Source organism: Stenotrophomonas sp. 3(2025), assembly GCF_052665395.1.
Genome location: NZ_JBQOIF010000026.1, coordinates 1 through 21,919 on the forward strand (window position 1 = coordinate 1; position 21,919 = coordinate 21,919).

The 21,919-nt window shown below is 62.8% G+C and carries 33 protein-coding genes; 1 reads left to right on the forward strand and 32 read right to left on the reverse strand.

Features of this window, described 5'->3' with window-relative positions:
• Positions 1 to 27: 27 nt before the first annotated feature.
• A complete protein-coding gene (locus ACUXVE_RS16935) occupies positions 28 to 2,154 on the forward strand; it encodes a TonB-dependent receptor (RefSeq protein WP_445514850.1) in 2,127 nt (708 codons plus the stop codon).
• Between the two features lie 77 nt (positions 2,155 to 2,231).
• Here the strand turns inward: ACUXVE_RS16935 and ACUXVE_RS16940 are convergent, their stop codons facing one another.
• The 32 genes from ACUXVE_RS16940 to rpsL all read right to left on the reverse strand — a co-directional run bounded on the left by ACUXVE_RS16940 (position 2,232) and on the right by rpsL (position 21,897).
• Positions 2,232 to 2,738 (reverse strand): disulfide bond formation protein B, encoded by a 507-nt coding sequence (locus ACUXVE_RS16940; RefSeq protein WP_445514851.1) that lies wholly within the window; start codon positions 2,736 to 2,738, stop codon positions 2,232 to 2,234.
• Positions 2,739 to 2,951: 213 nt separating this feature from the next.
• Complete coding sequence (gene rplQ, locus ACUXVE_RS16945) at positions 2,952 to 3,335, reverse strand: 50S ribosomal protein L17 (protein WP_025879321.1); 384 nt, start codon at positions 3,333 to 3,335, stop codon at positions 2,952 to 2,954.
• A gap of 197 nt (positions 3,336 to 3,532) precedes the next feature.
• Entirely contained in the window at positions 3,533 to 4,531 is a 999-nt protein-coding gene (locus ACUXVE_RS16950) for a DNA-directed RNA polymerase subunit alpha (protein ID WP_049470514.1), read from the reverse strand.
• A gap of 55 nt (positions 4,532 to 4,586) precedes the next feature.
• Positions 4,587 to 5,216: a 30S ribosomal protein S4 gene (rpsD, locus tag ACUXVE_RS16955; RefSeq protein ID WP_025879319.1), complete on the reverse strand. Its 630-nt coding sequence runs from the start codon at positions 5,214 to 5,216 to the stop codon at positions 4,587 to 4,589.
• Between the two features lie 15 nt (positions 5,217 to 5,231).
• Entirely contained in the window at positions 5,232 to 5,621 is a 390-nt protein-coding gene (rpsK, locus tag ACUXVE_RS16960; RefSeq protein ID WP_004145443.1) for a 30S ribosomal protein S11, read from the reverse strand.
• An 11-nt stretch (positions 5,622 to 5,632) separates the two neighbouring features.
• Positions 5,633 to 5,989 carry a 30S ribosomal protein S13 gene (rpsM, locus tag ACUXVE_RS16965; protein WP_025879318.1) on the reverse strand — a complete coding sequence of 119 codons (357 nt, stop codon included), beginning with the start codon at positions 5,987 to 5,989 and terminating at the stop codon, positions 5,633 to 5,635.
• Between the two features lie 346 nt (positions 5,990 to 6,335).
• A complete protein-coding gene (secY, locus tag ACUXVE_RS16970; protein WP_025879317.1) occupies positions 6,336 to 7,703 on the reverse strand; it encodes a preprotein translocase subunit SecY in 1,368 nt (455 codons plus the stop codon).
• A 7-nt stretch (positions 7,704 to 7,710) separates the two neighbouring features.
• The gene (rplO, locus tag ACUXVE_RS16975) at positions 7,711 to 8,154 is read right to left on the reverse strand and encodes a 50S ribosomal protein L15 (RefSeq protein ID WP_049470509.1); all 444 of its coding nucleotides are present in this window, start codon (positions 8,152 to 8,154) and stop codon (positions 7,711 to 7,713) included.
• A gap of 6 nt (positions 8,155 to 8,160) precedes the next feature.
• Positions 8,161 to 8,352: a 50S ribosomal protein L30 gene (gene rpmD / locus ACUXVE_RS16980; protein WP_004145412.1), complete on the reverse strand. Its 192-nt coding sequence runs from the start codon at positions 8,350 to 8,352 to the stop codon at positions 8,161 to 8,163.
• The gene (rpsE, locus tag ACUXVE_RS16985) at positions 8,345 to 8,887 is read right to left on the reverse strand and encodes a 30S ribosomal protein S5 (RefSeq protein ID WP_049470506.1); all 543 of its coding nucleotides are present in this window, start codon (positions 8,885 to 8,887) and stop codon (positions 8,345 to 8,347) included. Before rpsE ends, rpmD begins: the two co-directional genes overlap by 8 nt.
• Before the next feature lie 161 nt (positions 8,888 to 9,048).
• Positions 9,049 to 9,402, reverse strand: a complete 354-nt coding sequence (rplR, locus tag ACUXVE_RS16990) for a 50S ribosomal protein L18 (RefSeq protein ID WP_049470503.1) — start codon at positions 9,400 to 9,402, stop codon at positions 9,049 to 9,051.
• A gap of 32 nt (positions 9,403 to 9,434) precedes the next feature.
• Positions 9,435 to 9,959, reverse strand: a complete 525-nt coding sequence (gene rplF / locus ACUXVE_RS16995; RefSeq protein WP_049470500.1) for a 50S ribosomal protein L6 — start codon at positions 9,957 to 9,959, stop codon at positions 9,435 to 9,437.
• A gap of 17 nt (positions 9,960 to 9,976) precedes the next feature.
• A complete protein-coding gene (gene rpsH, locus ACUXVE_RS17000) occupies positions 9,977 to 10,375 on the reverse strand; it encodes a 30S ribosomal protein S8 (RefSeq protein WP_025879311.1) in 399 nt (132 codons plus the stop codon).
• A 233-nt stretch (positions 10,376 to 10,608) separates the two neighbouring features.
• The gene (rpsN, locus tag ACUXVE_RS17005) at positions 10,609 to 10,914 is read right to left on the reverse strand and encodes a 30S ribosomal protein S14 (protein ID WP_049470498.1); all 306 of its coding nucleotides are present in this window, start codon (positions 10,912 to 10,914) and stop codon (positions 10,609 to 10,611) included.
• 18 nt (positions 10,915 to 10,932) lie between these two features.
• The gene (gene rplE, locus ACUXVE_RS17010; RefSeq protein WP_049470496.1) at positions 10,933 to 11,475 is read right to left on the reverse strand and encodes a 50S ribosomal protein L5; all 543 of its coding nucleotides are present in this window, start codon (positions 11,473 to 11,475) and stop codon (positions 10,933 to 10,935) included.
• An 11-nt stretch (positions 11,476 to 11,486) separates the two neighbouring features.
• Positions 11,487 to 11,804 (reverse strand): 50S ribosomal protein L24, encoded by a 318-nt coding sequence (gene rplX, locus ACUXVE_RS17015; protein ID WP_004145359.1) that lies wholly within the window; start codon positions 11,802 to 11,804, stop codon positions 11,487 to 11,489.
• A 16-nt stretch (positions 11,805 to 11,820) separates the two neighbouring features.
• A complete protein-coding gene (rplN, locus tag ACUXVE_RS17020; protein WP_010483978.1) occupies positions 11,821 to 12,189 on the reverse strand; it encodes a 50S ribosomal protein L14 in 369 nt (122 codons plus the stop codon).
• A gap of 12 nt (positions 12,190 to 12,201) precedes the next feature.
• Positions 12,202 to 12,471, reverse strand: a complete 270-nt coding sequence (gene rpsQ / locus ACUXVE_RS17025) for a 30S ribosomal protein S17 (protein WP_004145355.1) — start codon at positions 12,469 to 12,471, stop codon at positions 12,202 to 12,204.
• 11 nt (positions 12,472 to 12,482) lie between these two features.
• Positions 12,483 to 12,668, reverse strand: a complete 186-nt coding sequence (rpmC, locus tag ACUXVE_RS17030) for a 50S ribosomal protein L29 (RefSeq protein WP_025879306.1) — start codon at positions 12,666 to 12,668, stop codon at positions 12,483 to 12,485.
• Positions 12,668 to 13,081: a 50S ribosomal protein L16 gene (gene rplP, locus ACUXVE_RS17035; RefSeq protein ID WP_025879305.1), complete on the reverse strand. Its 414-nt coding sequence runs from the start codon at positions 13,079 to 13,081 to the stop codon at positions 12,668 to 12,670. Before rplP ends, rpmC begins: the two co-directional genes overlap by 1 nt.
• A 5-nt stretch (positions 13,082 to 13,086) precedes the next feature.
• Positions 13,087 to 13,821, reverse strand: a complete 735-nt coding sequence (gene rpsC / locus ACUXVE_RS17040; RefSeq protein WP_004145350.1) for a 30S ribosomal protein S3 — start codon at positions 13,819 to 13,821, stop codon at positions 13,087 to 13,089.
• A gap of 18 nt (positions 13,822 to 13,839) precedes the next feature.
• Entirely contained in the window at positions 13,840 to 14,175 is a 336-nt protein-coding gene (rplV, locus tag ACUXVE_RS17045) for a 50S ribosomal protein L22 (protein ID WP_004145348.1), read from the reverse strand.
• 12 nt (positions 14,176 to 14,187) lie between these two features.
• A complete protein-coding gene (rpsS, locus tag ACUXVE_RS17050; protein WP_004145340.1) occupies positions 14,188 to 14,457 on the reverse strand; it encodes a 30S ribosomal protein S19 in 270 nt (89 codons plus the stop codon).
• 6 nt (positions 14,458 to 14,463) lie between these two features.
• A complete protein-coding gene (gene rplB / locus ACUXVE_RS17055) occupies positions 14,464 to 15,291 on the reverse strand; it encodes a 50S ribosomal protein L2 (protein WP_049470491.1) in 828 nt (275 codons plus the stop codon).
• Between the two features lie 10 nt (positions 15,292 to 15,301).
• The gene (gene rplW, locus ACUXVE_RS17060; RefSeq protein ID WP_049470489.1) at positions 15,302 to 15,601 is read right to left on the reverse strand and encodes a 50S ribosomal protein L23; all 300 of its coding nucleotides are present in this window, start codon (positions 15,599 to 15,601) and stop codon (positions 15,302 to 15,304) included.
• Positions 15,598 to 16,203: a 50S ribosomal protein L4 gene (gene rplD, locus ACUXVE_RS17065; protein WP_049470486.1), complete on the reverse strand. Its 606-nt coding sequence runs from the start codon at positions 16,201 to 16,203 to the stop codon at positions 15,598 to 15,600. Before rplD ends, rplW begins: the two co-directional genes overlap by 4 nt.
• A gap of 12 nt (positions 16,204 to 16,215) precedes the next feature.
• Positions 16,216 to 16,866: a 50S ribosomal protein L3 gene (rplC, locus tag ACUXVE_RS17070; RefSeq protein ID WP_059066096.1), complete on the reverse strand. Its 651-nt coding sequence runs from the start codon at positions 16,864 to 16,866 to the stop codon at positions 16,216 to 16,218.
• Between the two features lie 11 nt (positions 16,867 to 16,877).
• Positions 16,878 to 17,189 (reverse strand): 30S ribosomal protein S10, encoded by a 312-nt coding sequence (gene rpsJ / locus ACUXVE_RS17075; protein ID WP_010341589.1) that lies wholly within the window; start codon positions 17,187 to 17,189, stop codon positions 16,878 to 16,880.
• Between the two features lie 333 nt (positions 17,190 to 17,522).
• Positions 17,523 to 18,713, reverse strand: coding sequence for an elongation factor Tu (gene tuf / locus ACUXVE_RS17080; protein WP_117309620.1), 1,191 nt, complete (start codon positions 18,711 to 18,713; stop codon positions 17,523 to 17,525).
• Positions 18,714 to 18,764: 51 nt separating this feature from the next.
• Complete coding sequence (gene fusA, locus ACUXVE_RS17085) at positions 18,765 to 20,906, reverse strand: elongation factor G (protein WP_093821427.1); 2,142 nt, start codon at positions 20,904 to 20,906, stop codon at positions 18,765 to 18,767.
• Positions 20,907 to 21,042: 136 nt separating this feature from the next.
• Positions 21,043 to 21,510 carry a 30S ribosomal protein S7 gene (rpsG, locus tag ACUXVE_RS17090; protein WP_025879343.1) on the reverse strand — a complete coding sequence of 156 codons (468 nt, stop codon included), beginning with the start codon at positions 21,508 to 21,510 and terminating at the stop codon, positions 21,043 to 21,045.
• Positions 21,511 to 21,522: 12 nt separating this feature from the next.
• Positions 21,523 to 21,897: a 30S ribosomal protein S12 gene (gene rpsL / locus ACUXVE_RS17095; protein ID WP_025879344.1), complete on the reverse strand. Its 375-nt coding sequence runs from the start codon at positions 21,895 to 21,897 to the stop codon at positions 21,523 to 21,525.
• Positions 21,898 to 21,919 lie beyond the last annotated feature (22 nt).

Genomic DNA, 21,919 nt, shown 5'->3' on the forward strand with positions numbered 1-21,919 from the left:
CCCCTCCCCCTTCCCTGCCCATTTCCCATGAAGCCCTCCCTGCTCACCACTGCCATCACCTTCGCCCTGATCCTCACCAGCCAACCCGCGCTTGCCGCCGACACTGATGCCAGCGCGGCTGCGGTCAAGGACCTCGACGTAGTCACCGTCAGTGCCCAGCTTGACCAGGCCCGCAACGCCCTGTCACCGGACATCGGCAGCAGCCAGTACCAGATCACCGCCGAGGACATCCAGAAGCAGCCTCTGGGCGCCTCCGCCCCGCTCAGCCAGGTGCTGCTGCAGGCCCCGGGCGTGGTCCAGGACTCCTACGGCGGCGTGCATGTGCGCGGCGACCACGCCAACCTGCAGTACCGCATCAACGGCGTACTGCTGCCCGAATCGATCTCCGGCTTCGGCCAGACCCTGGATGCGCGCACCATCAAGAGCATCCGCCTGATGGATGGTGCGCTGCCGGCCCAGTTCGGTGAACGTACCGCCGCCGTGGTCGACATCACCACACGCAGTGGCGCCGAGCTGGGTAACGGCGGCAGCGCCGGCATCACCGCCGGTTCGTTCGGCAAGGTCAACCCGAATGCCTCCTGGTGGGGCAACCAGGGCCGCTGGAGCTGGTTCCTGACCGGCAACTACGACCAGAACGAGGTCGGGCTGGAGAACCCCACCAGCGCACGCAGGCCGCTGCATGACGACACCCACCAGGGGAAGGCTTTTGCCGACCTGACCTACCTGGTCAACGACAGCACCCGCCTGAGCGTGTTCGCCGGCTTTGCCAACAACCGCTTCCAGATCCCGGTCAACCCGGGACAGACCCCGCAGTTCGGCTACCTGGACACCACCACCTTCGATTCCAGCCAGCTGGACGAAACCCAGCGCGAGACCACCCGCTTCGGCATGCTGGTACTGCAGGGCACGCTTGGCCAGACCGCGTACCAGCTCTCGGCCGGCCAGCGCTACAGCGATGTGGCCTTCAACCCGGACGTCGTGGGCGACCTGGTGTTCAGCGGCGTCGCCTCGCAGGTCAGGCGCAGCAACCGCGCCGACACCCTGCAGGCCGATTTCTCCACCCCGCTGGGCGACAACCACACCCTGCGTTATGGCCTGTACGGCAACTACGAACACGCCGCCGCCAACAACAGCAGCTGGGTCTTCCCGGTCGACGCCGATGGGCGGCAGACGAGCACCACGCCACGGCTGATCCCGGACCGCAATGCCTTCCACGCCAGCACCGCAGCCTTGTACGTGCAGGACGAGTGGCGGATCGGCGATGACTGGACCGTCAACTATGGCCTGCGCGGCGACCGCTTCAAGGCCTTCGGTCGCACCGAGGGCCAGCTCAGCCCACGCCTGGGCGTGGTCTGGAACGCCAGCGACAGCACCACCGTGCACGCCGGCTATTCGCGCTACTTCACCCCGCCAGCCAGCGAACTGGTTGCCGGCAGCGATCTGGCCCTGTTCGATGGCACCAGCAACCAGCAACCTGCCGATGGCAGCACCACGCCGTTGTCCGAGCGCAGTGACTACTACGATATCGGCGTGTCACAGCAGGTCGGCGACCACCTCACCCTCGGCCTGGATGCCTACGACCGACGCGTGCACCGCCTGCAGGATGAAGGCCAGTTCGGCGCCGCCTACATTTATTCCACCTTCAACTATCGCCGCGGCCACATCCACGGCCTGGAGTTCAGCGCCGACTACAGCAACGGGCCGATCAGCGCGTACTTCAACGCGGCCTACAACAAGGCCATGGGCACCCAGGTCATCACCAGCCAGTACAACCTCGATCCGGATGCACTGGCCTACGTGCAACAGAACTGGATCCATCTGGACCACGACCAGAAGCTGACGTCTTCCGGCGGCCTCAGCTACGCCTTCGCTGGCCACAATCGGGTCGGTGCGAACTACGTGTACGGCAGCGGCCTGCGTTCGGACATCGAGGGCGTGCCCAATGGCGGTGAACTACCGTCGTACCTGCAGATCAATCTCAGCGCCGCGCATGACTTCAACGCCGACAGCGGTCATCCGCTGCATGTGCAGCTGGCCGTGCTCAACACACTGGACCGAAGCTACCAGCTGCGCGATGGCGGCGGCATCGGCGTGTTCGCACCGCAGTGGGGACCACGTCGTGGCGCCTATCTGAGCCTGCAGCAGGACTTCTGAGGTACCACCAACTGCCGGCCAGCGGCCGGCACTACCGGAAAACAGTAGAGCCACGCCATGCGTGGCTCCGGACTCGCTCAGTGCTTGACCTTGCGCAGCGACACCACCAGCGCCCACAGCGCCAGCAGCACGAACCACACGCCCGACCACATCGGCATGGTCAGGCCAAGGAACGTCCAGTCGATGTTGCCGCAGTTGCCGGTACCGGTCAGCACGGTGCGGAACACTTCCAGCGGCCCCATGGTCTCGCGCAGGAAGGCCAGCGGCGGGCCACACGTCGCCCCCATCTCCGGCGGCAGCATCTGCACGTAGACATGGCGTGCGGCGATGCCCACGCCCACGGTCGCAGCGATGAAGGCGAGGATGCCGTAGGTCGCCCGCCCCGGTCGGTTGGACGGCCCATGCAGGGCGCCGATCAGGAACAGCAGGCCCAGGGCCGCGAACGCCAGGCGCTGGAAGATGCACAGCGGACACGGCTCCAGCCCCATCTTCAACTGCAGGAAGATGGCGTAGCCCAGCAGGCCCGCGCAGATCAGGAAGCCCAACAGGAACTGGGCGCGGAAAGGCCAGCGCAGAGGATTCATCGGCAACGCTCGTGTAGTACGGACCGCAAGCGTAACCGAGAGTGCGCGCCGTTCGAACCGCCACAACGTCGCGCCCGTCGGAACACGCCGGTGCGCTTGCCACAGCGCAGCGCATCATCCACGCACGGCGTGGATCCATCATCGGCGGCCCGAAAACGGAAAAACCCGGCACAAGGCCGGGTTCTTCACCGAATGACGGGTGTTGCGCGTCGATTACTCTTCGACGGCTTCAGCCACGACCGGACGGTCAACCAGTTCGACGTAGGCCATCGGCGCATTGTCGCCGGCGCGGAAGCCGCACTTCAGCAGGCGCAGGTATCCACCCGGACGATTCGCGTAGCGCGGGCCCAGGATGGTGAACAGGTTGCCGACGGCTTCGTTGTCGCGCAGGCGGGCGAAGGCCAGACGACGGTTGGCGACGGAGTCGACCTTGGCCAGGGTGATCAGCGGCTCGGCGACGCGGCGCAGTTCCTTGGCCTTCGGCAGGGTGGTCTTGATCAGCTCGTGCTTGAACAGCGAGGCGGCCATGTTCTTGAACATCGCTTCGCGGTGGGCGCTGGTACGGCTGAACTTACGGCCGGATTTCTGGTGACGCATGGTGATATTCCTTGGTTAATGATGTGGCTTTGCGGATCGTTGTCGCCTTCCTGGCGCTGCTGCTCGGACTGCGGTTGGTCCTGGCCATCCGTCCTGGACGACCTGCCCGCGAACCTTCGTTCGTCGTGGCGGTGTTGCCTTGGTGCAATGGCCCCGTCGTTGCCGACGGGGCCATGCGGTCTTGCAGAAAGGCGGTATCAGCCCAGCATGCCGTGGCTGGCGACGCCGGCCGGCGGCCAGTTCTCCAGCTTCATGCCGAGCGACAGGCCACGCTGGGCCAGCACTTCCTTGATCTCGGTGAGCGACTTCTTACCCAGGTTCGGGGTCTTCAGCAGCTCCACTTCGGTCTTCTGGATCAGATCGCCGATGTAGTAGATGCTCTCGGCCTTCAGGCAGTTGGCCGAACGCACGGTCAGCTCCAGATCGTCGATCGGGCGCAGCAGCACCGGATCCACGCCGTTGTTGGCCGGCTTCGCCGCACCGCGGTCGCGGTGGGTGAAGTCACCGAACACCGACAGCTGATCGCTGAGGATGTCGGCAGCGGTACGCACTGCTTCTTCGGCGTCGATGGTGCCGTTGGTCTCGATATCGATGACCAGCTTGTCCAGGTCGGTGCGCTGTTCGACACGAGCCGCTTCCACGGCATAGGCGACACGGCGGACCGGCGAGAACGAGGCATCCAGGACCAGACGGCCGATGGCACGGGTTTCTTCGTCCGGACGACGACGCGCAGCTGCCGGCTGATAGCCGAAACCACGCTCGATCTTCAGACGCATGTTCACTGCCGTGTCCTTGGTCAGGTGGCAGATCACGTGGTCGCCGTTCAGGATCTCCACGTTGTGGTCGACCTTGATGTCGGCAGCGGTGACAACGCCCGGACCCTGCTTGGACAGGGACAGCGTCGCGTTGTCGCCGGAGTGCATACGGATGGCCACGTCCTTCAGGTTCAACAGGACTTCGAGCACGTCCTCCTGCAGACCTTCGACCGTGGTGTACTCATGCAACACGCCGTCGATTTCGACTTCCGTGATGGCGAAGCCCGGGATGGACGACAGCAGCACGCGACGCAGGGCATTACCCAGCGTATGCCCGTAACCCCGCTCCAAAGGTTCGATAACGACCTTTGCACGGGTGTCGGTAAGGCGTTCGATCTGCGGACCGCGAGGACGCAGAACCTGGTTGGCGGTAACCGTCATGTTGCGGGTTCTCCTAGTGAACCCCCGGCCGTCGCCGGGGGCTCTCCAATGTGAATTACTTCGAATACAGCTCGACGATCAGCGCTTCGTTGATGTCCGCAGGCAGATCCGAACGATCCGGAACCGCCTTGAAGATGCCGGAGAACTTGCCGGAATCCACTTCAACCCACGACGGGCTCAGGTCATGCTGGGCGGCGACGGTCAGGGCTTCCTGGACGCGCAGCTGCTTGGCAGCCTTTTCAGACAGGGCGATGGCGTCGCCAGCCTTGACCTGGTACGAGGCCAGGTTGACCGACTTGCCATTCACGGTGACGCCGCGGTGCGACACCAGCTGACGGGCAGCCGGACGGGTCACGGCGAAGCCCATGCGGTAGACAACGTTGTCCAGGCGGGTTTCCAGCAGCTGCAGGAGGTTCTCGCCGGTGTTGCCCTTCTTGGTCGAGGCCTTCTTGTAGTAGTTGCGGAACTGACGCTCCAGCAGACCGTAGATACGCTTGACCTTCTGCTTTTCACGCAGCTGGGTGGCGTAGTCGGACAGCTTGCCCTTGCGGGCGGTGGCGCCATGCTGGCCGGGCTTCTGCTCCAACTTGCACTTGGAGTCCAGCGCACGCGCCGGGCTCTTCAGGGACAGGTCGGCGCCTTCGCGACGGGCGAGCTTACAGGTAGGACCGATATAACGAGCCATTTCTTATCGCTCCCTTTAGACGCGACGCTTCTTCGGCGGACGGCACCCGTTGTGCGGGATAGGCGTCACGTCGATGATGTTGGTGATCTTGTAGCCGACGTTGTTCAACGAACGCACGGCCGACTCACGGCCCGGACCCGGACCCTTGATGCGGACTTCCAGCGACTTCACGCCGTAGTCCAGCGCAGCACGACCGGCCTTTTCGGCAGCCACCTGTGCTGCGAACGGGGTCGACTTGCGCGAACCGCGGAAGCCAGCGCCACCGGAAGTCGCCCACGACAGAGCGTTGCCCTGGCGGTCGGTGATGGTCACGATGGTGTTGTTGAACGAAGCGTGGACGTGGGCAACGCCGTCGGTGACGACGCGCTTGATCTTCTTCTTGGTCTTAGCAGCAGGCTTAGCCATTTATATGTCCCTTACTTCCTGATCGCCTTGCGCGGGCCCTTGCGGGTGCGGGCGTTGGTACGGGTGCGCTGGCCACGCAGCGGCAGACCGCGACGGTGACGCAGGCCGCGGTAGCAGCCCAGGTCCATCAGGCGCTTGATCGCGATACCGATTTCACGGCGCAGATCGCCTTCCACGATGTACTTGCCGACTTCGGCGCGCAGGCGCTCGATTTCCGGCTCCGACAGATCGCGGATCTTGGTGGTCGAAGTGACGCCTGCGACTTCGCAGACCTTCTTCGAACGGGTACGGCCGATGCCGTAAATGCTTTGCAACCCGACCCAGACATGCTTCTGGGCTGGCAGGTTGACGCCTGCAATACGCGCCATGACGCGGTTCTCCAGCTGAGTGATGGCCGACAGCGCGCTCGAGGCACGCCGATCCGGCAGGATGGATCAAAAAAGTGAACCAGTGATACTAACAAGGTTCCGGTTTACTTGGAAGCCCGTGAAACCAGAGGTTTCATGAACCCGGCCCGGGGAGTGTGCCCAGGCTCCGGCGCCGGATGGGGTTGGTCCTGGAGTTTCCTCCCGGGCCGCCCGCGCTACTCCAGCGCGGGACCACCTCATCACACCCCCACCCGGAACCGCTGCGGGGGCCGCCCTTCGTTTGTGTGGCCGGAGTCCGCGAAGCGGAGGACCATCACGTCAGGAAGACGAAAGTATAACAGGCTAATCAGCCGCGAGCAAAACCACCGCGGTTGCCGCCCTTCAGGTTGGCCTTCTTCAGCAGGCTCTCATACTGGTGGGACATCAGGTGCGCCTGCACCTGGGCGATGAAGTCCATCACCACCACCACCACGATCAGCAGCGAAGTACCGCCGAAGTAGAACGACGCATTCAGCTGCGTGCGCATCAGTTCCGGCAGCAGGCAGACGATCACCAGGTACGCCGAACCGGCAGCGGTCAGTCGGGTCAGCACGCCGTCGATGTAGTCGGCGGTAGCCTTGCCCGGACGGATGCCCGGAATCAGCGCGCCCGACTTCTTCAGGTTGTCGGCGGTTTCCTGCGAGTTGAACACCAGCGCGGTGTAGAAGAACGCGAAACCGGTGATCAGCGCAGCGAACACGATCATGTGCAGCGGCTCGCCCGGGCCCAGAGCATTGGCGACCTTCTGCAGGGTCTGGCCAAAGGTGCTCTGGTTGGCAGCCTGGCCGGACCACATGGCCAGGGTGGCCGGGAACGCCAGCAGGCTCGAGGCGAAGATCGCCGGGATGACGCCGGCCATGTTCAGCTTCAGCGGCAGGAACGAGGTCTGGTTCATGTACGCGTTGCGACCGCCCTGGCGGCGCGCATAGTTCACCGTGATCCGGCGCTGGCCGCGTTCGACGAACACCACGAAGAAGGTGAAGGCGAGCACGACGATGGCGATCAGCAGCAGCTGGATGAACTGGATGTTGCCGTCGCGGTAGGCGTCGAAGGTGTGGATGACCGCACCCGGCAGGCCCGCCACGATACCGGCGAAGATGATCAGCGAGACGCCGTTGCCGATGCCGCGCTCGGTCACCTGCTCACCAACCCACATCAGGAACATCGTGCCGGCGGTCAGTGCGACCACGGCAGTGAGCACGAAGCCCATGCCTGGCATGTACACGACCGGCGCGCCGGTCGGCGACACCTGGCCCTGCAGCGCCAGCGCGATCGAACCGCCCTGCACCACTGCAAGCAGCACAGCGCCGATGCGCGAATACTGGGTGATCTTGCGGCGGCCGGACTCACCTTCCTTCTGCATCGCCTTCAGGGCGGGGAAGATGTGCACGGCCAGCTGCATCACGATCGATGCCGAGATGTACGGCATCACGTTCAGCGCGAAGATGCTGAAACGGTGCAGGGCGCCGCCCGAGAACATGTTGAACATGTCCACGATGCCGCCGCCCTGCTGTTGCATCATGGCAAGCATGGCATCGGGATTGACGCCCGGCACCGGCACGTAGCAGCCGATGCGATAGACGATCAAAGCCCCGACGACGAACAGCAAACGTTGGCGAAGTTCAGTGAACTTGCCCATTCCGCCCGCGAGGTTACCGATGCCAGCTTGCGCCATGATTCTCTTACTCCGTTACGCTGCCGCCGGCAGCTTCGATCGCAGCCTTGGCACCGGCCGTGGCAGCAACACCCTTCAGGGTGAACGCCTTGGTCACTTCGCCCTTGACGACGACCTTGGCCTTCTTGGCAGTGCTCGGGACCAGCTTGGCCGCACGCAGGGCAGCGAAGTCGATCTCGCCGGCCGGCAGCTTGTCCAGCTGGTACAGCAGCACTTCAGCGGTGTCCTTGGCGATCGGCGAACGGAAGCCGATCTTCGGCAGACGACGCTGCATGGGGGTCTGGCCGCCTTCGAAGCCAGCCTTGATCTTGCCGCCACCCTTACGGGCGAACGAACCCTTGTGGCCGCGGCCACAGGTCTTGCCCAGGCCGGAGCCGATACCGCGACCGACGCGGGTACGTTCCTGACGGGCGCCCGGTGCCGGGCTCAGTTCATTGAGACGCAGAGTCATGATCGATTACTCCTCAACCTTGACGAGGTAGTGAACGGTGTTGATCAGACCGCGAACCTGCGGGCTGTCCTTCAGTTCACGGACATCGTTGAGCTTGTTCAGGCCCAGGGCACGCACCGACAGGCGGTGACGCGACTGAGCACCACGCAGGCCACGCACCAGGCGCACCTTCACAGTCTTGTTGGACTCATTAGCCATGGTTGAGTTCCTCCACCTTCTTGCCGCGCTTGGCCGCGATGCGAGCCGGCGACTGCGCTGCAGTCAGGCCCTTCACGGTGGCACGCACCAGGTTGATCGGGTTGCGCGAACCGGTGGCCTTGGCCAGCACGTTCTTCACGCCAACCGCTTCCAGGACGGCGCGCATGGCACCACCGGCGATGACGCCGGTACCTTCGGAAGCCGGCTGCATGAACACGCGCGCTGCGCCGTGACCATCCTTGATGGTGTGCCACAGGGTGCCGTTGTTCAGGTCAACGGTGACCAGGTTCTTGCGAGCCTGCTCCATCGACTTCTGGATGGCGACCGGCACTTCGCGGGCCTTGCCATAACCGAAACCGACCTTGCCTTCGCCGTCACCGACGACAGTCAGGGCGGTGAAGGTGAACTGACGGCCACCCTTCACGGTCTTGCTGACGCGGTTGACCGCGACCAGCTTTTCGATCATGCCGTCGTCGACTTTCTCTTCGCGGTTACGGTCGCGATCACGACCCCGCTGCTGACGTTCTTCTGCCATGTTTATTCCTTGGTTGTTGGGTTATGTACGGCTCGAAGCCGCTTATGGTTGTGAAGTGGTGCGTTGTTGCGGTGGGCCGCTGCAGAAGAGCGGCGCCGCCCAGCCTCACTCAGGCTGGCGAGCAGGCGGACAGGGGGCATCAAGCCCCCTGCCCTTATCCCTTAGAACTGCAGGCCGGCTTCGCGGGCAGCGTCAGCCAGGGCCTTGATGCGGCCGTGGTAACGGTAACCCGAACGATCGAAGGCAACCTTCTCGACGCCGGCGGCCTTGGCGCGCTCAGCGACGATGCGGCCAACCTTGGCAGCGGCATCAGCGTTCTTGCCGTTCTTCAGGCCGTCCTTGACGTCGGCCTGGGTGGTGTTGGCGGCAGCCAGCACCTTCGAGCCGTCAGCGGTGAAGACCTGCGCGTACAGATGCTGGCCGGTGCGCAGCACCGACAGGCGTGCAACGCCGAGCTCACGGATGTGGGCACGGGTCGACTTGGCGCGACGCAGGCGGGCGATGTTCTTGTTCATGATCTTTTTCCCTGGAAAGCGGAAGGTCCTAATTAGGCCTTCTTGGCTTCCTTGCGAATGATGACTTCGTCGGAGTACTTCACGCCCTTGCCCTTGTACGGTTCCGGCTTGCGGAACGCACGGATCTTGGCGGCAGCTTCGCCGACGGCCTGCTTGTCAGCGCCCTGCACCAGGATTTCGGTCTGGGTCGGGGTGGTGATGGTGATGCCTTCCGGCGCCACGAACACAACCGGGTGCGAGAAGCCCAGCGACAGGCTGAGGTCCTTGCCCTGCATGGCGGCACGGTAACCCACGCCGACCAGCTCCAGCTTGCGCTCGAAGCCTTCGGAAACACCCTTGACCATGTTGGACAGGATGGCGCGGACGGTACCGGTCAGCGGGATCAGATCCACGTTGTCGGTGCTCAGGGTGGCAACGCCGTTCTCGACATTGATGTTGATACCAGCCGGCTTGGCCAGCGACAGGGTGCCCTTCGGGCCCTTGGCGGTGACGTTGTCGTTCTGGACGTTCAGTTCAACCTTACCCAGGTCGATCGGCTTCTTGGCTACGCGGGACATGGTCTACTCCTTTCGCCTTAGGCCACGAAGCACAGGACTTCGCCGCCGACGCCCAGCTGGCGCGCCTGCGCATCAGTCATGATGCCCTTGGAGGTGGAAATGATGGAAATACCCAGGCCGTTCATGACCTTCGGCAGTTCGCTCTTGCCGCGGTACTGGCGCAGGCCCGAACGCGAGAAGCGCTTCAGGGTCGCGATGACCGGCTTGCCTTCGAAATACTTCAGCACGATTTCCAGCTCGGACTTGTTGTTCTCGAGCGCGGTCACGCGCAGGTCGGCGATGTAACCCTCGTCCTTCAGGACCTGGGCGATCGCTACCTTGATCTTGGACGACGGGGCTTTCACCGTCTGCTTGCCCACCGCTGCCGCATTCTTGATGCGGACCAGCAGGTCGGCGATGGGATCAGTCATGCTCATATGAGTACCTTTGAGTGCACCGATATCCGCTTTCGCGAAAATCTGTTGTCTCCTGGAAACGGGCCAGGCCCCCCCCCCTTACGTCTTCGCGCAGGGCAAGACGCGGGAGTATACGCCCAAAGAGCCCGACTTGCGTCGGGCTCTTCGGGTTTTTTGCAGAGGGAAAGCTGAACGCCCCCCTCCCCGGCTGCGAAGGCCCCCGGGGGAGCCCTCGCCGGCAGGACCGGCTGGGATTACCAGCTGGCCTTGCGCAGGCCCGGAACGTCACCACGCATGGTGGCTTCGCGCAGCTTGTTGCGGCCCAGGCCGAACTTGCTGTAGACGCCACGCGGACGGCCCGACAGTTCGCAACGGTTGCGCTGGCGGCTCGGCGACGAATCGCGCGGCAGCTTGGCCAGCTTGGTTGCGGCGTCGATCTTCTCTTCGTAGCTCGCGTCCACCGAGGACACGATCTTCTTCAGAGCCGCACGCTTGTCAGCGTACTTCTTGGCCAGCTTTTCCCGCTTGATGTCGCGGTTGACCATGGAGGTCTTTGCCATTTCGGTTTCCTCGACGAATCAGTTACGGAACGGGAACTTGAACGCTGCCAGCAGCGCCTTCGCTTCCGCGTCGGTCTTCGCAGTGGTGGTGATGGCGATATCCATGCCGCGGATCGCGTCGACAGCGTCGAAGTCGATTTCCGGGAAGATGATCTGTTCCTTCACACCCATGTTGAAGTTGCCGCGACCGTCGAAGGAACGACCGGAAACACCACGGAAGTCGCGCACGCGCGGCAGCGAGATGTTGATCAGGCGGTCCAGGAACTCGTACATCTTGTGGCGACGCAGCGTGGTCTTGCAACCAATCGGCCAACCATCACGGATCTTGAACGACGCAACCGAGATACGCGACTTGGTGACAACCGGCTTCTGGCCGGAAATCTTGGTCATGTCGCCGACGGCGTTTTCCAGGATCTTCTTGTTGGTGGCCGCTTCGCCGACACCCATGTTCAGGGTGACCTTGACGAGCTTCGGCACTTCCATCGAATTGGTGTAGCCGAACTGCTTCATCAGCGCCGGCACCACTTCTTCCTTGTAAAACTTTTCGAGACGGGAAGTCATCTTCTCATTCCTCAGGCGTCAAGCGCCTCACCGCTGGAGCGGAACACACGCAGTTTGCGTCCATCCTCCAGCACCTTGAAGCCAACGCGTTCGCCCTTGCCCGAAGCCGGGTTCAGCACATTCACGTTGGAGATATGGATCGACGCTTCACGCTCGACCACGCCGCCGGCAACACCTGCCTGCGGGTTCGGCTTGGTGTGGCGCTTGACGATGTTCACGTTGGCGACGACCACACGGTCGCCGTCGACGCGGACGATTTCGCCCTGCTTACCCTTGTCCTTGCCGGCGTTGACGACAACCTGGTCGCCCTTCTTGATACGGTTAGCCATGATTATCTCCTGTCGCTCACAGCACTTCGGGAGCGAGCGAGACGATCTTCATGAACTTCTCCGAGCGAAGTTCACGAGTCACCGGCCCGAAGATACGGGTACCGATCGGCTCCTGCTTGTTGTTAAGCAGAACGGCAGCGTTGCCGTCGAAGCGGATCAGCGAGCCGTCGGCGCGACGCACACCCTTGCGGGTACGCACCACGACGGCGTCATACACTTCGCCCTTCTTGACCTTGCCGCGCGGGATCGCATCCTTCACGGTGACCTTGATGATGTCGCCGATGCCGGCGTAACGGCGCTTGGAACCACCCAGCACCTTGAAGCACATCACCTGCTTGGCACCAGAGTTGTCCGCGACGTCAAGGTAGCTCTGCATCTGGATCATGATTCAGACTCCTTATTCAGCCGCACGCGTGATGACTTCCACCACGCGCCAGTTCTTGGTCTTGGACATCGGAGCAATCTCGGTCACGCGGACGACATCGCCTTCCTTGCAGGCGTTGTCGGCATCGTGGGCGTGCAGCTTCGTCGAACGCTTGATGTACTTGCCGTACAGCGCGTGCTTGACCTGACGCTCAACCAGGACGGTAACCGTCTTGTCCATCTTGTTGCTGACGACACGGCCTTCGACCGTGCGCAGCGCCTTGTTTTCAGTATTGTCGCTCATAGCGGCCATCCTTACTTCGTGCTGCCGAGCAGAGTCTTGACGCGAGCAATCTCGCGACGGACCCGGCGGATGTCGTGTGTCTTCGGCAGCTGGCCGGTGACCTGCTGCATACGGACAGAGAACTGTTCCTTACGCAGGTCGATCAGGTGGGCCTTGAGGTCGTCAGCCGACTTTTCACGGAGAGTTTTGATATCCATCAGCGCACCGTCCGGGTCACGAAAGTGGTGGTGACCGAGAGCTTGGCCGCGGCCAGGCGGAACGCCTCGCGTGCCACTTCCTCGGTAACACCCTCGATTTCATAGATCATGCGGCCGGGCTGGATCTGGGCCACCCAGTATTCCACGTTGCCCTTACCGGAACCCATTCGAACTTCGATGGGCTTCTTGGTGATGGGCTTGTCGGGGAACACTCGGATCCACATCTTGCCGCCGCGCTTGACGTAGCGGCTGATCGAGCGGCGAGCCGCTTCGATCTGACGCGCGGTCAGCTGACCGTGGGCGGTTGCCTTCAGGCCGTATTCGCCAAAGCTGACAGCGTTTGCGCTCCAGCTGAGGCCTTCGTTACGGCCCTTGTGCACCTTGCGGTACTTGGTTCGCTTGGGTTGCAACATTGTCGTTACCTCGCTTCACGAGCCGGGCGCTGACGGTCACCGCGGTCGCCGCGATCATGACGATCGTTGCGCGACGGGGTGTCGTCCTGCTTTTCCTGGCCAACCTGGGAGAAATCGAAGACCTCGCCCTTGTAGATCCAGACCTTGATGCCGATGATGCCGTAGGTCGTCTTGGCTTCAGCGAAGCCATAGTCGATGTCGGCACGCAGGGTGTGCAGCGGCACGCGGCCTTCGCGATACCACTCCGAACGGGCGATTTCTGCACCGTTGAGGCGGCCACCGACGTTGACCTTGATGCCCAGGGCACCCAGGCGCATCGCATTGCCGACCGAGCGCTTCATTGCACGGCGGAACATGATGCGACGCTCCAGCTGCTGGGCGATCGACTCGGCAACGAGCTGCGCGTCCAGTTCCGGCTTGCGCACTTCGGTGACGTTGATGTGCGCCGGGACGCCCATCATCTCGCTCACTTCCTTGCGCAGCTTCTCGATGTCCTCACCGCGCTTGCCGATCACCACGCCCGGACGGGCGGTGTGGATCGTCACGCGAGCGGTCTTGGCCGGACGCTCGATCAGGATCTTGCTGATGCCGGCCTGGGCCAGCTTCTTGCGCAGCATTTCGCGCACTTTCAGGTCGGCTGCCAGGTAACCAGCGAACTCGGCCTTGTTGGCGTACCACTTGGAGTTCCAGTCCTTGGAAATGCCGAGGCGGATACCAATCGGATGAACTTTATGACCCATGGTCTTTTCCTTATCCGCTTACTTGGCGGCGCCCACAACCACAGTGATGTGGCTGGTGCGCTTGAGGATGCGGGTACCGCGGCCTTTCGCCCGCGCCATGAAACGCTTCAGGGTCGGACCCTCATCTACCATGATGGTCTGAACCTTCAGCTCGTCGACGTCGGCGCCCTGGTTGTTCTCGGCATTTGCAATAGCCGACTCCACCACCTTCTTGATCAGGTGGGCAGCCTTCTTGTCCGAGAACTTCAGCAGGTTGACGGCACGCTCGGCCGGCAGACCGCGCACCTGGTCAGCGACCAGACGTGCCTTCTGCGGGGAGATGCGCGCGGTGCGCAGGATGGCTTTCGCTTCCATTGTCATCTCTCCTTACTTGCCCGACTTCTTGTCACCACCGTGACCCTTGAAGGTCCGGGTGATGGCAAATTCGCCGAGCTTGTGGCCGACCATGTTCTCGTTGACGAGAACCGGGATGTGGTTCTTGCCGTTATGCACGGCAATGGTGACGCCTACCATGTCAGGCAGGATCATCGAACGACGCGACCAGGTCTTGATCGGACGCTTGCTACCCGCAGCGGCAGCCACCTTAGCAACCAGGTGGTGATCGACAAACGGGCCCTTCTTGAGTGAACGTGCCATGGTCGATTAGCCCCTACGATCGCGGACGATGAACTGCTGAGTGCGCTTGTTATGGCGCGTCTTGTAACCCTTGGTCGGAACACCCCACGGGGTGACCGGATGCGGATTACCCTGGCCGGCCTTCGCCTCACCACCACCGTGCGGGTGGTCAACCGGGTTCATGGCAGCACCACGAACGGTCGGGCGGACACCGCGCCAACGCTTGGCACCGGCCTTGCCCAGCTTTTCCAGGCTGTGCTCGTCGTTGCCGACTTCGCCGATGGTCGCGCAGCACTCGACCGGAACCTTGCGCATTTCACCCGAGCGCAGGCGCAGGGTGGCGTAGATGCCTTCACGAGCAACCAGCTGCACGGCAGCACCTGCAGCGCGGGCGATCTGAGCGCCCTTGCCCGGCTTCAGCTCGATGCAGTGGATGGTGGTACCGACCGGGATGTTGCGCAGCGGCAGGGTGTTGCCCGCCTTGATCGGGGCATCCGAACCGGCGATCACCTGATCACCAGCCTTCAGACCCTTCGGGGCGATGATGTAGCGACGCTCGCCGTCGACATAGCACAGCAGGGCGATGTGGGCGGTGCGGTTCGGATCGTATTCGATGCGTTCCACGCGCGCCGGGATGCCCAGCTTGTTGCGCTTGAAGTCAATCAGGCGGTAGTGCTGCTTGGCGCCACCACCGACGTGACGCACGGTGATGCGACCGTGGTGGTTACGACCACCCGAGCGGCTCTGCGACTCGACCAGCGCGGCGTGCGGAGCACCCTTGTGCAGGTCGGGAGTGACCACGCGCACGGCCGAACGGCGGCCGGGGGAGGTGGGCTTGAATTTCATCAATGGCATGGGATGTACCTCAGGCCTTGGCCGTTACATCGATCGACTGGCCGTCGGCCAGGCGAACGTACGCCTTGCGCCAATCGCCGCGGCGGCCAGCACGGTTACGGAAGGACTTGTTCTTGCCCTTGACGTTGACCACGTTGACAGCTTCGACCTTGACGTCGAACAGCTGCTCAACCGCGGCCTTTACATCGGCTTTGGTGGCTTCGTTCGAAATTTCGAAGACGTACTGGTTGGAGAGTTCCTGCAGGCGCGCGGTCTTTTCGGAGACACGCGGGGCACGCAGCACGCTGAAGATTTTTTCGTTGCTGTTCATGCCAGCCACTCCTCGACCTTCTTGACCGCGTCAGCGGTGATGACGACCGTGTCGGCACCGACCAGCGACACCGGGTCCAGACCCTGCACGTCACGCACCTGCACATACGGCAGATTACGGGCGGACAGGTACAGGTGCTCGGAGGCTTCCTCAGTGACGATCAGCGGGCGCTTGCCCACTTCCAGGCCGGCCAGCTTGGCGATCAGACCCTTCGTGTTGGTCGCTTCGACATCGAAGGACTCCACGATGGTCAGACGGCCCTGACGGTTCAGCTCGGACAGGATCGCGCACATGGCGGCACGGTACTGCTTACGATTGACCTTCTGCTCGAAGCTGCGCGGCTTTGCCGCGAAGGTGACACCGCCGCCGACGAAGATCGGAGCCGTCAGTGCGCCATGACGCGCGCCGCCGCCCTTCTGCTTCTTCGACTTCTTGGTGGTACCTGCCACTTCGGAGCGAGTCTTCTGCGCCTTGGTGCCGGCGCGACCGGCGTTGCGGTAAGCAACGACGACCTGGTGGACCAGATCTTCGCTGAAATCGCGACCGAACACGGCGTCGGAGACCGAGACCTTGTTGTTGCTACCCGTGATAACGAGTTCCATCGTCATCTCTCCTTATGCCTTGCTCGCCGGACGGACGATCACGTCGCCACCCGCCGCGCCCGGAACGGCGCCGCGAACCGCGATCAGACCGCGTTCGACGTCGACCTTGACAACTTCCAGGTTCTGGGTGCTCTGCTGCACCGAGCCCATGTGACCGGACATCTTCTTGCCCGGGAACACGCGACCGGGCGTCTGGCGCTGACCCAGCGAACCCGGCGCGCGATGCGACAGCGAGTTGCCGTGGGTAGCGTCACCCATACGGAAGTTGTAGCGCTTGATGGTGCCCTGGAAGCCCTTACCCTTGGTGACACCCTGGACGTCGACGATCTGGCCGACTTCAAAGATGTCCGCCTTGACTTCGCCACCGACGGCGAAATCGCCGAGCTGGGCGTCTTCAACGCGGAATTCCCACAGGCCACGACCCGCTTCCACCTTCGCCTTGGCGAAGTGGCCGGCTTCCGGCTTGTTGACCAGGGCAGCGCGACGCGCGCCGACGGTCACCTGCACGGCGCTGTAGCCGTCAGTTTCGACGGTCTTGATCTGCGCGATGCGGTTCGGGGTTGCTTCGATCAGGGTCACCGGGATGGAACGGCCATCTTCGGTGAACACGCGGCTCATGCCAGCCTTGCGGCCCACGAAGCCCAACGAATACTTCTTCGTCATGGTCGTAGTCCTCAGGTCAGCTTGATCTGAACGTCGACGCCGGCAGCCAGTTCGAGCTTCATCAGCGCGTCCACGGTCTTGTCATTCGGGTCAACGATATCGAGCACGCGCTTGTGCGTGCGGGTCTCGTACTGGTCACGCGCGTCCTTGTCGACGTGCGGGGAGACGAGGATAGTGTAACGCTCGATCTTGGTCGGCAGCGGGATCGGGCCACGCACTTGCGCGCCGGTCCGCTTGGCCGTCTCAACGATCTCGCTGGCCGAACGGTCGATCAGACGATGATCGAACGCTTTCAGCCGGATCCGGATCTTTTGGTCCGCCATGGCGGTAGGTTCCTTCGTTAAAAGAGCGACAGACAAAGCCTCTGGGTTGCTTTGCCCCATGAAATCCCTGAATACAGACGGCCCGCATTCCCGCAGGCCGACAAGGTCAATCCGTAGACCCCAAAAACGTAGGCAGACCCGTTACCCGGCCTGCCCAGACGGAGAAGCATAATGGCACGCAAGGCAGCTGTCAACAGTCTCCTGTTGACGCCGCCTGAATGGCATTGACCCTTCCTGGTCCGGGGAACACAAGGCACATCCTGTGCCTACTTTCCCGTTTTGATACGCCCCGATGCCCTACCCAGGCAACATCGGGGCGCAGAGTCTAGCAGATTACTCGAGGATGGTGGCAACCACGCCAGCACCGACGGTACGGCCACCTTCGCGGATGGCGAAGCGCAGGCCGGCGTCCATGGCGACCGGGTTGATCAGGGTGACAACCATCTTCACGTTGTCGCCCGGCATCACCATCTCGACGCCTTCCGGCAGCTCGACCGCACCGGTGATGTCGGTGGTGCGGAAGTAGAACTGCGGACGGTAGCCCTTGAAGAACGGGGTGTGACGGCCGCCCTCATCCTTCGACAGCACGTACACTTCGGCGTCGAACTTGGTGTGCGGCTTGATCGAACCCGGCTTGGCCAGAACCTGGCCGCGCTCGACGTCGTCACGCTTGGTGCCGCGCAGCAGCAGACCGGCGTTGTCGCCTGCCTGGCCCTGGTCCAGCAGCTTGCGGAACATTTCCACGCCGGTCACGGTGGTCTTCTGCACCGGACGGATGCCGACGATTTCGATTTCTTCGCCGACCTTGATCACGCCGCGCTCGATACGACCGGTCACCACGGTGCCGCGACCCGAGATCGAGAACACGTCTTCGACCGGCATCAGGAATGCCTTGTCGACGTCACGCTCCGGGGTCGGGATCCAGGTGTCCAGCGCCTCGACCAGCTTGATGACGGCCGGCACGCCGATGTCGCTCTGGTCGCCTTCCAGCGCCAGGCGGGCCGAACCCGAGATGATCGGGGTGTCGTCGCCCGGGAAATCGTACTTGCTCAGCAGCTCGCGGACTTCCATTTCGACCAGTTCCAGCAGCTCGGCATCGTCAACCATGTCGGCCTTGTTCAGGAACACGACGATGTACGGCACGCCGACCTGACGCGACAGCAGGATGTGCTCGCGGGTCTGCGGCATCGGGCCGTCAGCGGCCGAGCACACCAGGATCGCGCCGTCCATCTGGGCAGCACCGGTGATCATGTTCTTGACGTAGTCAGCATGGCCCGGGCAGTCGACGTGGGCGTAGTGACGGGTGGTGGATTCGTATTCGACGTGCGCGGTCGAGATCGTGATGCCACGTGCCTTTTCTTCCGGCGCGGCGTCGATCGCGGAGTAATCCTTGAACTCGCCACCGAAGCGCTCGGCACCGATCTTGGTCAGTGCGGCGGTCAGCGTGGTCTTGCCGTGATCGACGTGACCGATGGTGCCGACGTTGACGTGCGGCTTGGTGCGCTCGAACTTACCCTTTGCCATTGTTCTATACCTTGATTATGTAAGTGGTTTTCAGGAGAGGCTGAGCGAGGCTCAGCCCTTCTTCATGACGGCTTCGGCGATGTTGTTCGGCGCCGGCTCGTAATGGTCGAATTCCATGGTGAAGGTGGCGCGGCCCTGGGTCTGCGAACGCAGCGCAGTGGCGTAGCCGAACATTTCACCCAGCGGGATCATCGCGTTGATGATGCTGGCCGAACCGTCACCGGTGGTGTCGGAACCCTGCAGCACGCCGCGACGACGGCTGACGTCGCCCATCACGTCACCCTGGTAATCCTCCGGGGTCACGATCTCGACCTTCATGATCGGCTCCAGCAGCACCGGCTTGGCCTTGGCGAAGCCCTGCTTGAAGGCCATCGACGAAGCCAGCTTGAACGCCATTTCCGAGGAGTCGACGTCGTGGTACGAACCGAACACCAGCTTGACCTTGACGTCCACGACCGGGAAGCCAGCCAGCGGACCGCTGGTGATGGTTTCGCGCAGGCCCTTTTCGATCGAAGGAATGAATTCCTTCGGGATCACGCCGCCGGTGATGTCGTTGACGAACAGGAAGTCGTCCTTGATCGCCGGGGCCAGCTTGGCATCGGCACGGTCGGCAGCGGTCAGCGGCGACAGTTCGATCACGACGTGACCGTACTGACCCTTACCGCCGGACTGCTTGGCGTGCTTGTAGTCCGACTTGACGTCGGCCAGGGTGATGGTTTCGCGGTAGGCCACCTGCGGCGCGCCGACGTTGGCTTCAACGTTGAACTCGCGCTTCAGGCGGTCGACGATGATGTCCAGGTGCAGCTCGCCCATGCCCGAGATGATGGTCTGGCCGGATTCTTCGTCGGTCTTGACGCGGAACGACGGATCTTCCTGGGCCAGGCGACCCAGGGCCAGGCCCATCTTCTCCTGGTCCGACTTGGTCTTCGGCTCGACAGCCATCGAGATCACCGGCTCCGGGAACGTCATGCGCTCCAGGATGATCGGCTGGTCGATGGAGCACAGGGTGTCACCGGTGGTGGTGTCCTTCAGGCCCACGGCAGCAGCGATGTCACCGGCCAGAACTTCCTTGATTTCCTCGCGGTTGTTCGAGTGCATCTGCAGGATGCGGCCGATGCGCTCCTTCTTGCCCTTGACCGAGTTCAGCACGGTGTCGCCACCGTTCAGGGTGCCCGAATACACGCGGAAGAAGGTCAGTGCGCCGACGAACGGGTCGGTGATGATCTTGAAGGCCAGCGACGAGAACGGAGCCTTGTCGTCGGACTTGCGGCTCATTTCCTTGGTTTCGTCGTCAACATCGGTACCGGTCACGTCCGGCACGTCGACCGGCGACGGCAGCAGCTGCACCACGCCGTCGAGCATGGCCTGCACGCCCTTGTTCTTGAACGCCGAGCCGCAGAACATCGGCACGATCTCGGTGGCCAGCGTACGGATGCGCAGCGCGTTGATGATTTCAGCCTCGGCCAGCTCTTCGCCGCCCAGGTACTTTTCCATCAGCTCTTCGTTGGCTTCGGCCGCGGCTTCGATCATGAAGGTACGGGCTTCTTCAGCCTTTTCCTGCAGGTCGGCCGGGATGTCGCCGTACTCGAACTTCATGCCCTGGGAAGCTTCGTCCCAATGGATGGCCTTCATCTTCAGCAGGTCGACAACGCCCTTGAAGCCTTCTTCAGCGCCGATCGGCAGCTGCATCGGCACGGCGACAGCGCCGAGCTTGGCCTTCAGCTGGTCGCGGACCTTGTAGAAGTTGGCACCGGTGCGGTCCATCTTGTTGACGAACGCGATGCGCGGCACCTTGTAGCGGTTGGCCTGGCGCCACACGGTTTCCGACTGCGGCTGCACACCACCGACGGCGCACAGCACGAACACCGCACCGTCGAGCACGCGCAGCGAGCGCTCCACTTCGATGGTGAAGTCGACGTGCCCGGGGGTGTCGATGATGTTGAAGCGGTGCTCCGGCAGGGACTTGTCCATGCCCTTCCAGAACGCGGTGGTGGCAGCGGACTGGATCGTGATGCCACGCTCCTGCTCCTGCTCCATCCAGTCCATGGTGGCGGCGCCGTCATGCACTTCACCGATCTTGTGGCTCTTGCCGGTGTAGAACAGGATGCGCTCGGACGTGGTGGTCTTGCCGGCATCGATGTGAGCCATGATGCCGAAGTTGCGGTAACGCTCGATGGGAGTGGAACGGGCCACGGGAGCCTCTCAATTTCTTGGAATTCGGATGGCCGAACGCCGCCTTTCGGCGGCCTTCGGATTGGCGCAGCCCTTCTGGGGCCGCGAGGCAGCACCGAGATGGTGCTGCCCTGCCTGTTTTACAAGGCCGTCAAACTCACCAGCGGTAGTGGGCGAATGCCTTGTTGGCTTCGGCCATGCGGTGGGTTTCTTCGCGCTTCTTGATGGCGCCGCCGCGGTTTTCCGAGGCATCGATCAGTTCAGCGGCCAGCTTCTTCGGCATGGTGTTCTCACCACGCTTGCGCGCGGAGTCGATCAGCCAACGCATGGCCAGCGCCATCTTGCGCGAGGCGCGCACTTCGACCGGCACCTGGTAGGTGGCACCACCGACACGACGCGACTTGACTTCGACCGACGGAGCCACGTTTTCCAGAGCCTTCTGAACCAGCTCGACGGAATTCGGGTTCTTCTCACCGATCACGTCCATGGCGCCATAGACGATCTTCTCAGCGACCGACTTCTTGCCGCTCAGCATCACCATGTTGATGAAACGGGCGATGGTTTCGCTTCCGTGCTTCGGATCCGGCAGGACTGCGCGCTGCGGCGTATTACCTTTACGAGACATGTGTGCTTTCCCTTAGCTCTTCGGACGCTTGGCGCCGTACTTGGAACGGCCCTGGCGACGCTTGGCAACGCCGGAGGCGTCCAGCGAACCACGAACGGTGTGGTAACGCACACCCGGCAGATCCTTGACGCGACCGCCACGGATCAGGACCACGGAGTGCTCCTGCAGGTTGTGACCTTCACCGCCGATGTAGGAAATCACTTCTTCCTGGTTGGTCAGGCGAACCTTGGCAACCTTGCGAAGGGCCGAGTTCGGCTTCTTCGGAGTAGTGGTGTAAACGCGCGTGCAAACGCCACGGCGCTGGGGGCACTTTTCGAGAGCCGGCGAGGCGCTCTTATAAGTGGTTGCCTGCCGCGGCTTGCGGACAAGCTGATTGATCGTCGCCATCAGTATGTTCTTCTGAGAGAGG

Bases quoted from the DNA above. Each gene is read 5' to 3' on its own strand.
- ACUXVE_RS16950 (WP_049470514.1), bottom strand. From the start codon at position 4,531: ATGACGGTTACCGCCAACCAGGTTCTGCGTCCTCGCGGTCCGCAGATC.
- rpsK (WP_004145443.1), bottom strand. From the start codon at position 5,621: ATGGCTAAGCCTGCTGCTAAGACCAAGAAGAAGATCAAGCGCGTCGTC.
- rpmD (WP_004145412.1), bottom strand. From the start codon at position 8,352: ATGGCTAATGAGTCCAACAAGACTGTGAAGGTGCGCCTGGTGCGTGGC.
- rplQ (WP_025879321.1), bottom strand. From the start codon at position 3,335: ATGCGTCACCAGAAATCCGGCCGTAAGTTCAGCCGTACCAGCGCCCAC.
- rpsQ (WP_004145355.1), bottom strand. From the start codon at position 12,471: ATGAGCGACAATACTGAAAACAAGGCGCTGCGCACGGTCGAAGGCCGT.
- secY (WP_025879317.1), bottom strand. From the start codon at position 7,703: ATGGCGCAAGCTGGCATCGGTAACCTCGCGGGCGGAATGGGCAAGTTC.
- rplO (WP_049470509.1), bottom strand. From the start codon at position 8,154: ATGACTCTGCGTCTCAATGAACTGAGCCCGGCACCGGGCGCCCGTCAG.
- rplN (WP_010483978.1), bottom strand. From the start codon at position 12,189: ATGATCCAGATGCAGAGCTACCTTGACGTCGCGGACAACTCTGGTGCC.
- rplF (WP_049470500.1), bottom strand. From the start codon at position 9,959: ATGTCCCGCGTAGCCAAGAAGCCGATCGACCTGGGTAAGGTTGAACTG.
- ACUXVE_RS16935 (WP_445514850.1), top strand. From the start codon at position 28: ATGAAGCCCTCCCTGCTCACCACTGCCATCACCTTCGCCCTGATCCTC.
- ACUXVE_RS16940 (WP_445514851.1), bottom strand. From the start codon at position 2,738: ATGAATCCTCTGCGCTGGCCTTTCCGCGCCCAGTTCCTGTTGGGCTTC.
- rpsN (WP_049470498.1), bottom strand. From the start codon at position 10,914: ATGGCAAAGACCTCCATGGTCAACCGCGACATCAAGCGGGAAAAGCTG.
- rplR (WP_049470503.1), bottom strand. From the start codon at position 9,402: ATGAACAAGAACATCGCCCGCCTGCGTCGCGCCAAGTCGACCCGTGCC.
- rpsJ (WP_010341589.1), bottom strand. From the start codon at position 17,189: ATGGCGGACCAAAAGATCCGGATCCGGCTGAAAGCGTTCGATCATCGT.
- rplP (WP_025879305.1), bottom strand. From the start codon at position 13,081: ATGTTGCAACCCAAGCGAACCAAGTACCGCAAGGTGCACAAGGGCCGT.
- rplW (WP_049470489.1), bottom strand. From the start codon at position 15,601: ATGAACAGCAACGAAAAAATCTTCAGCGTGCTGCGTGCCCCGCGTGTC.
- rpsE (WP_049470506.1), bottom strand. From the start codon at position 8,887: ATGGCAGAAGAACGTCAGCAGCGGGGTCGTGATCGCGACCGTAACCGC.
- rpsM (WP_025879318.1), bottom strand. From the start codon at position 5,989: ATGGCGCGTATTGCAGGCGTCAACCTGCCAGCCCAGAAGCATGTCTGG.
- rpsH (WP_025879311.1), bottom strand. From the start codon at position 10,375: ATGAGCATGACTGATCCCATCGCCGACCTGCTGGTCCGCATCAAGAAT.
- rpsG (WP_025879343.1), bottom strand. From the start codon at position 21,510: ATGTCTCGTAAAGGTAATACGCCGCAGCGCGCAGTCCTGCCGGATCCG.
- rplD (WP_049470486.1), bottom strand. From the start codon at position 16,203: ATGGAACTCGTTATCACGGGTAGCAACAACAAGGTCTCGGTCTCCGAC.
- rplE (WP_049470496.1), bottom strand. From the start codon at position 11,475: ATGACTTCCCGTCTCGAAAAGTTTTACAAGGAAGAAGTGGTGCCGGCG.
- rpmC (WP_025879306.1), bottom strand. From the start codon at position 12,668: ATGGATATCAAAACTCTCCGTGAAAAGTCGGCTGACGACCTCAAGGCC.
- tuf (WP_117309620.1), bottom strand. From the start codon at position 18,713: ATGGCAAAGGGTAAGTTCGAGCGCACCAAGCCGCACGTCAACGTCGGC.
- rplX (WP_004145359.1), bottom strand. From the start codon at position 11,804: ATGGCTAACCGTATCAAGAAGGGCGACCAGGTTGTCGTCAACGCCGGC.
- rplB (WP_049470491.1), bottom strand. From the start codon at position 15,291: ATGCCATTGATGAAATTCAAGCCCACCTCCCCCGGCCGCCGTTCGGCC.
- rpsS (WP_004145340.1), bottom strand. From the start codon at position 14,457: ATGGCACGTTCACTCAAGAAGGGCCCGTTTGTCGATCACCACCTGGTT.
- rplC (WP_059066096.1), bottom strand. From the start codon at position 16,866: ATGACGAAGAAGTATTCGTTGGGCTTCGTGGGCCGCAAGGCTGGCATG.
- rpsD (WP_025879319.1), bottom strand. From the start codon at position 5,216: ATGGCTCGTTATATCGGTCCTACCTGTAAGCTCGCCCGTCGCGAAGGC.
- rplV (WP_004145348.1), bottom strand. From the start codon at position 14,175: ATGGAAGCGAAAGCCATCCTGCGCACCGCGCGCATCTCCCCGCAGAAG.
- rpsC (WP_004145350.1), bottom strand. From the start codon at position 13,821: ATGGGTCATAAAGTTCATCCGATTGGTATCCGCCTCGGCATTTCCAAG.
- rpsL (WP_025879344.1), bottom strand. From the start codon at position 21,897: ATGGCGACGATCAATCAGCTTGTCCGCAAGCCGCGGCAGGCAACCACT.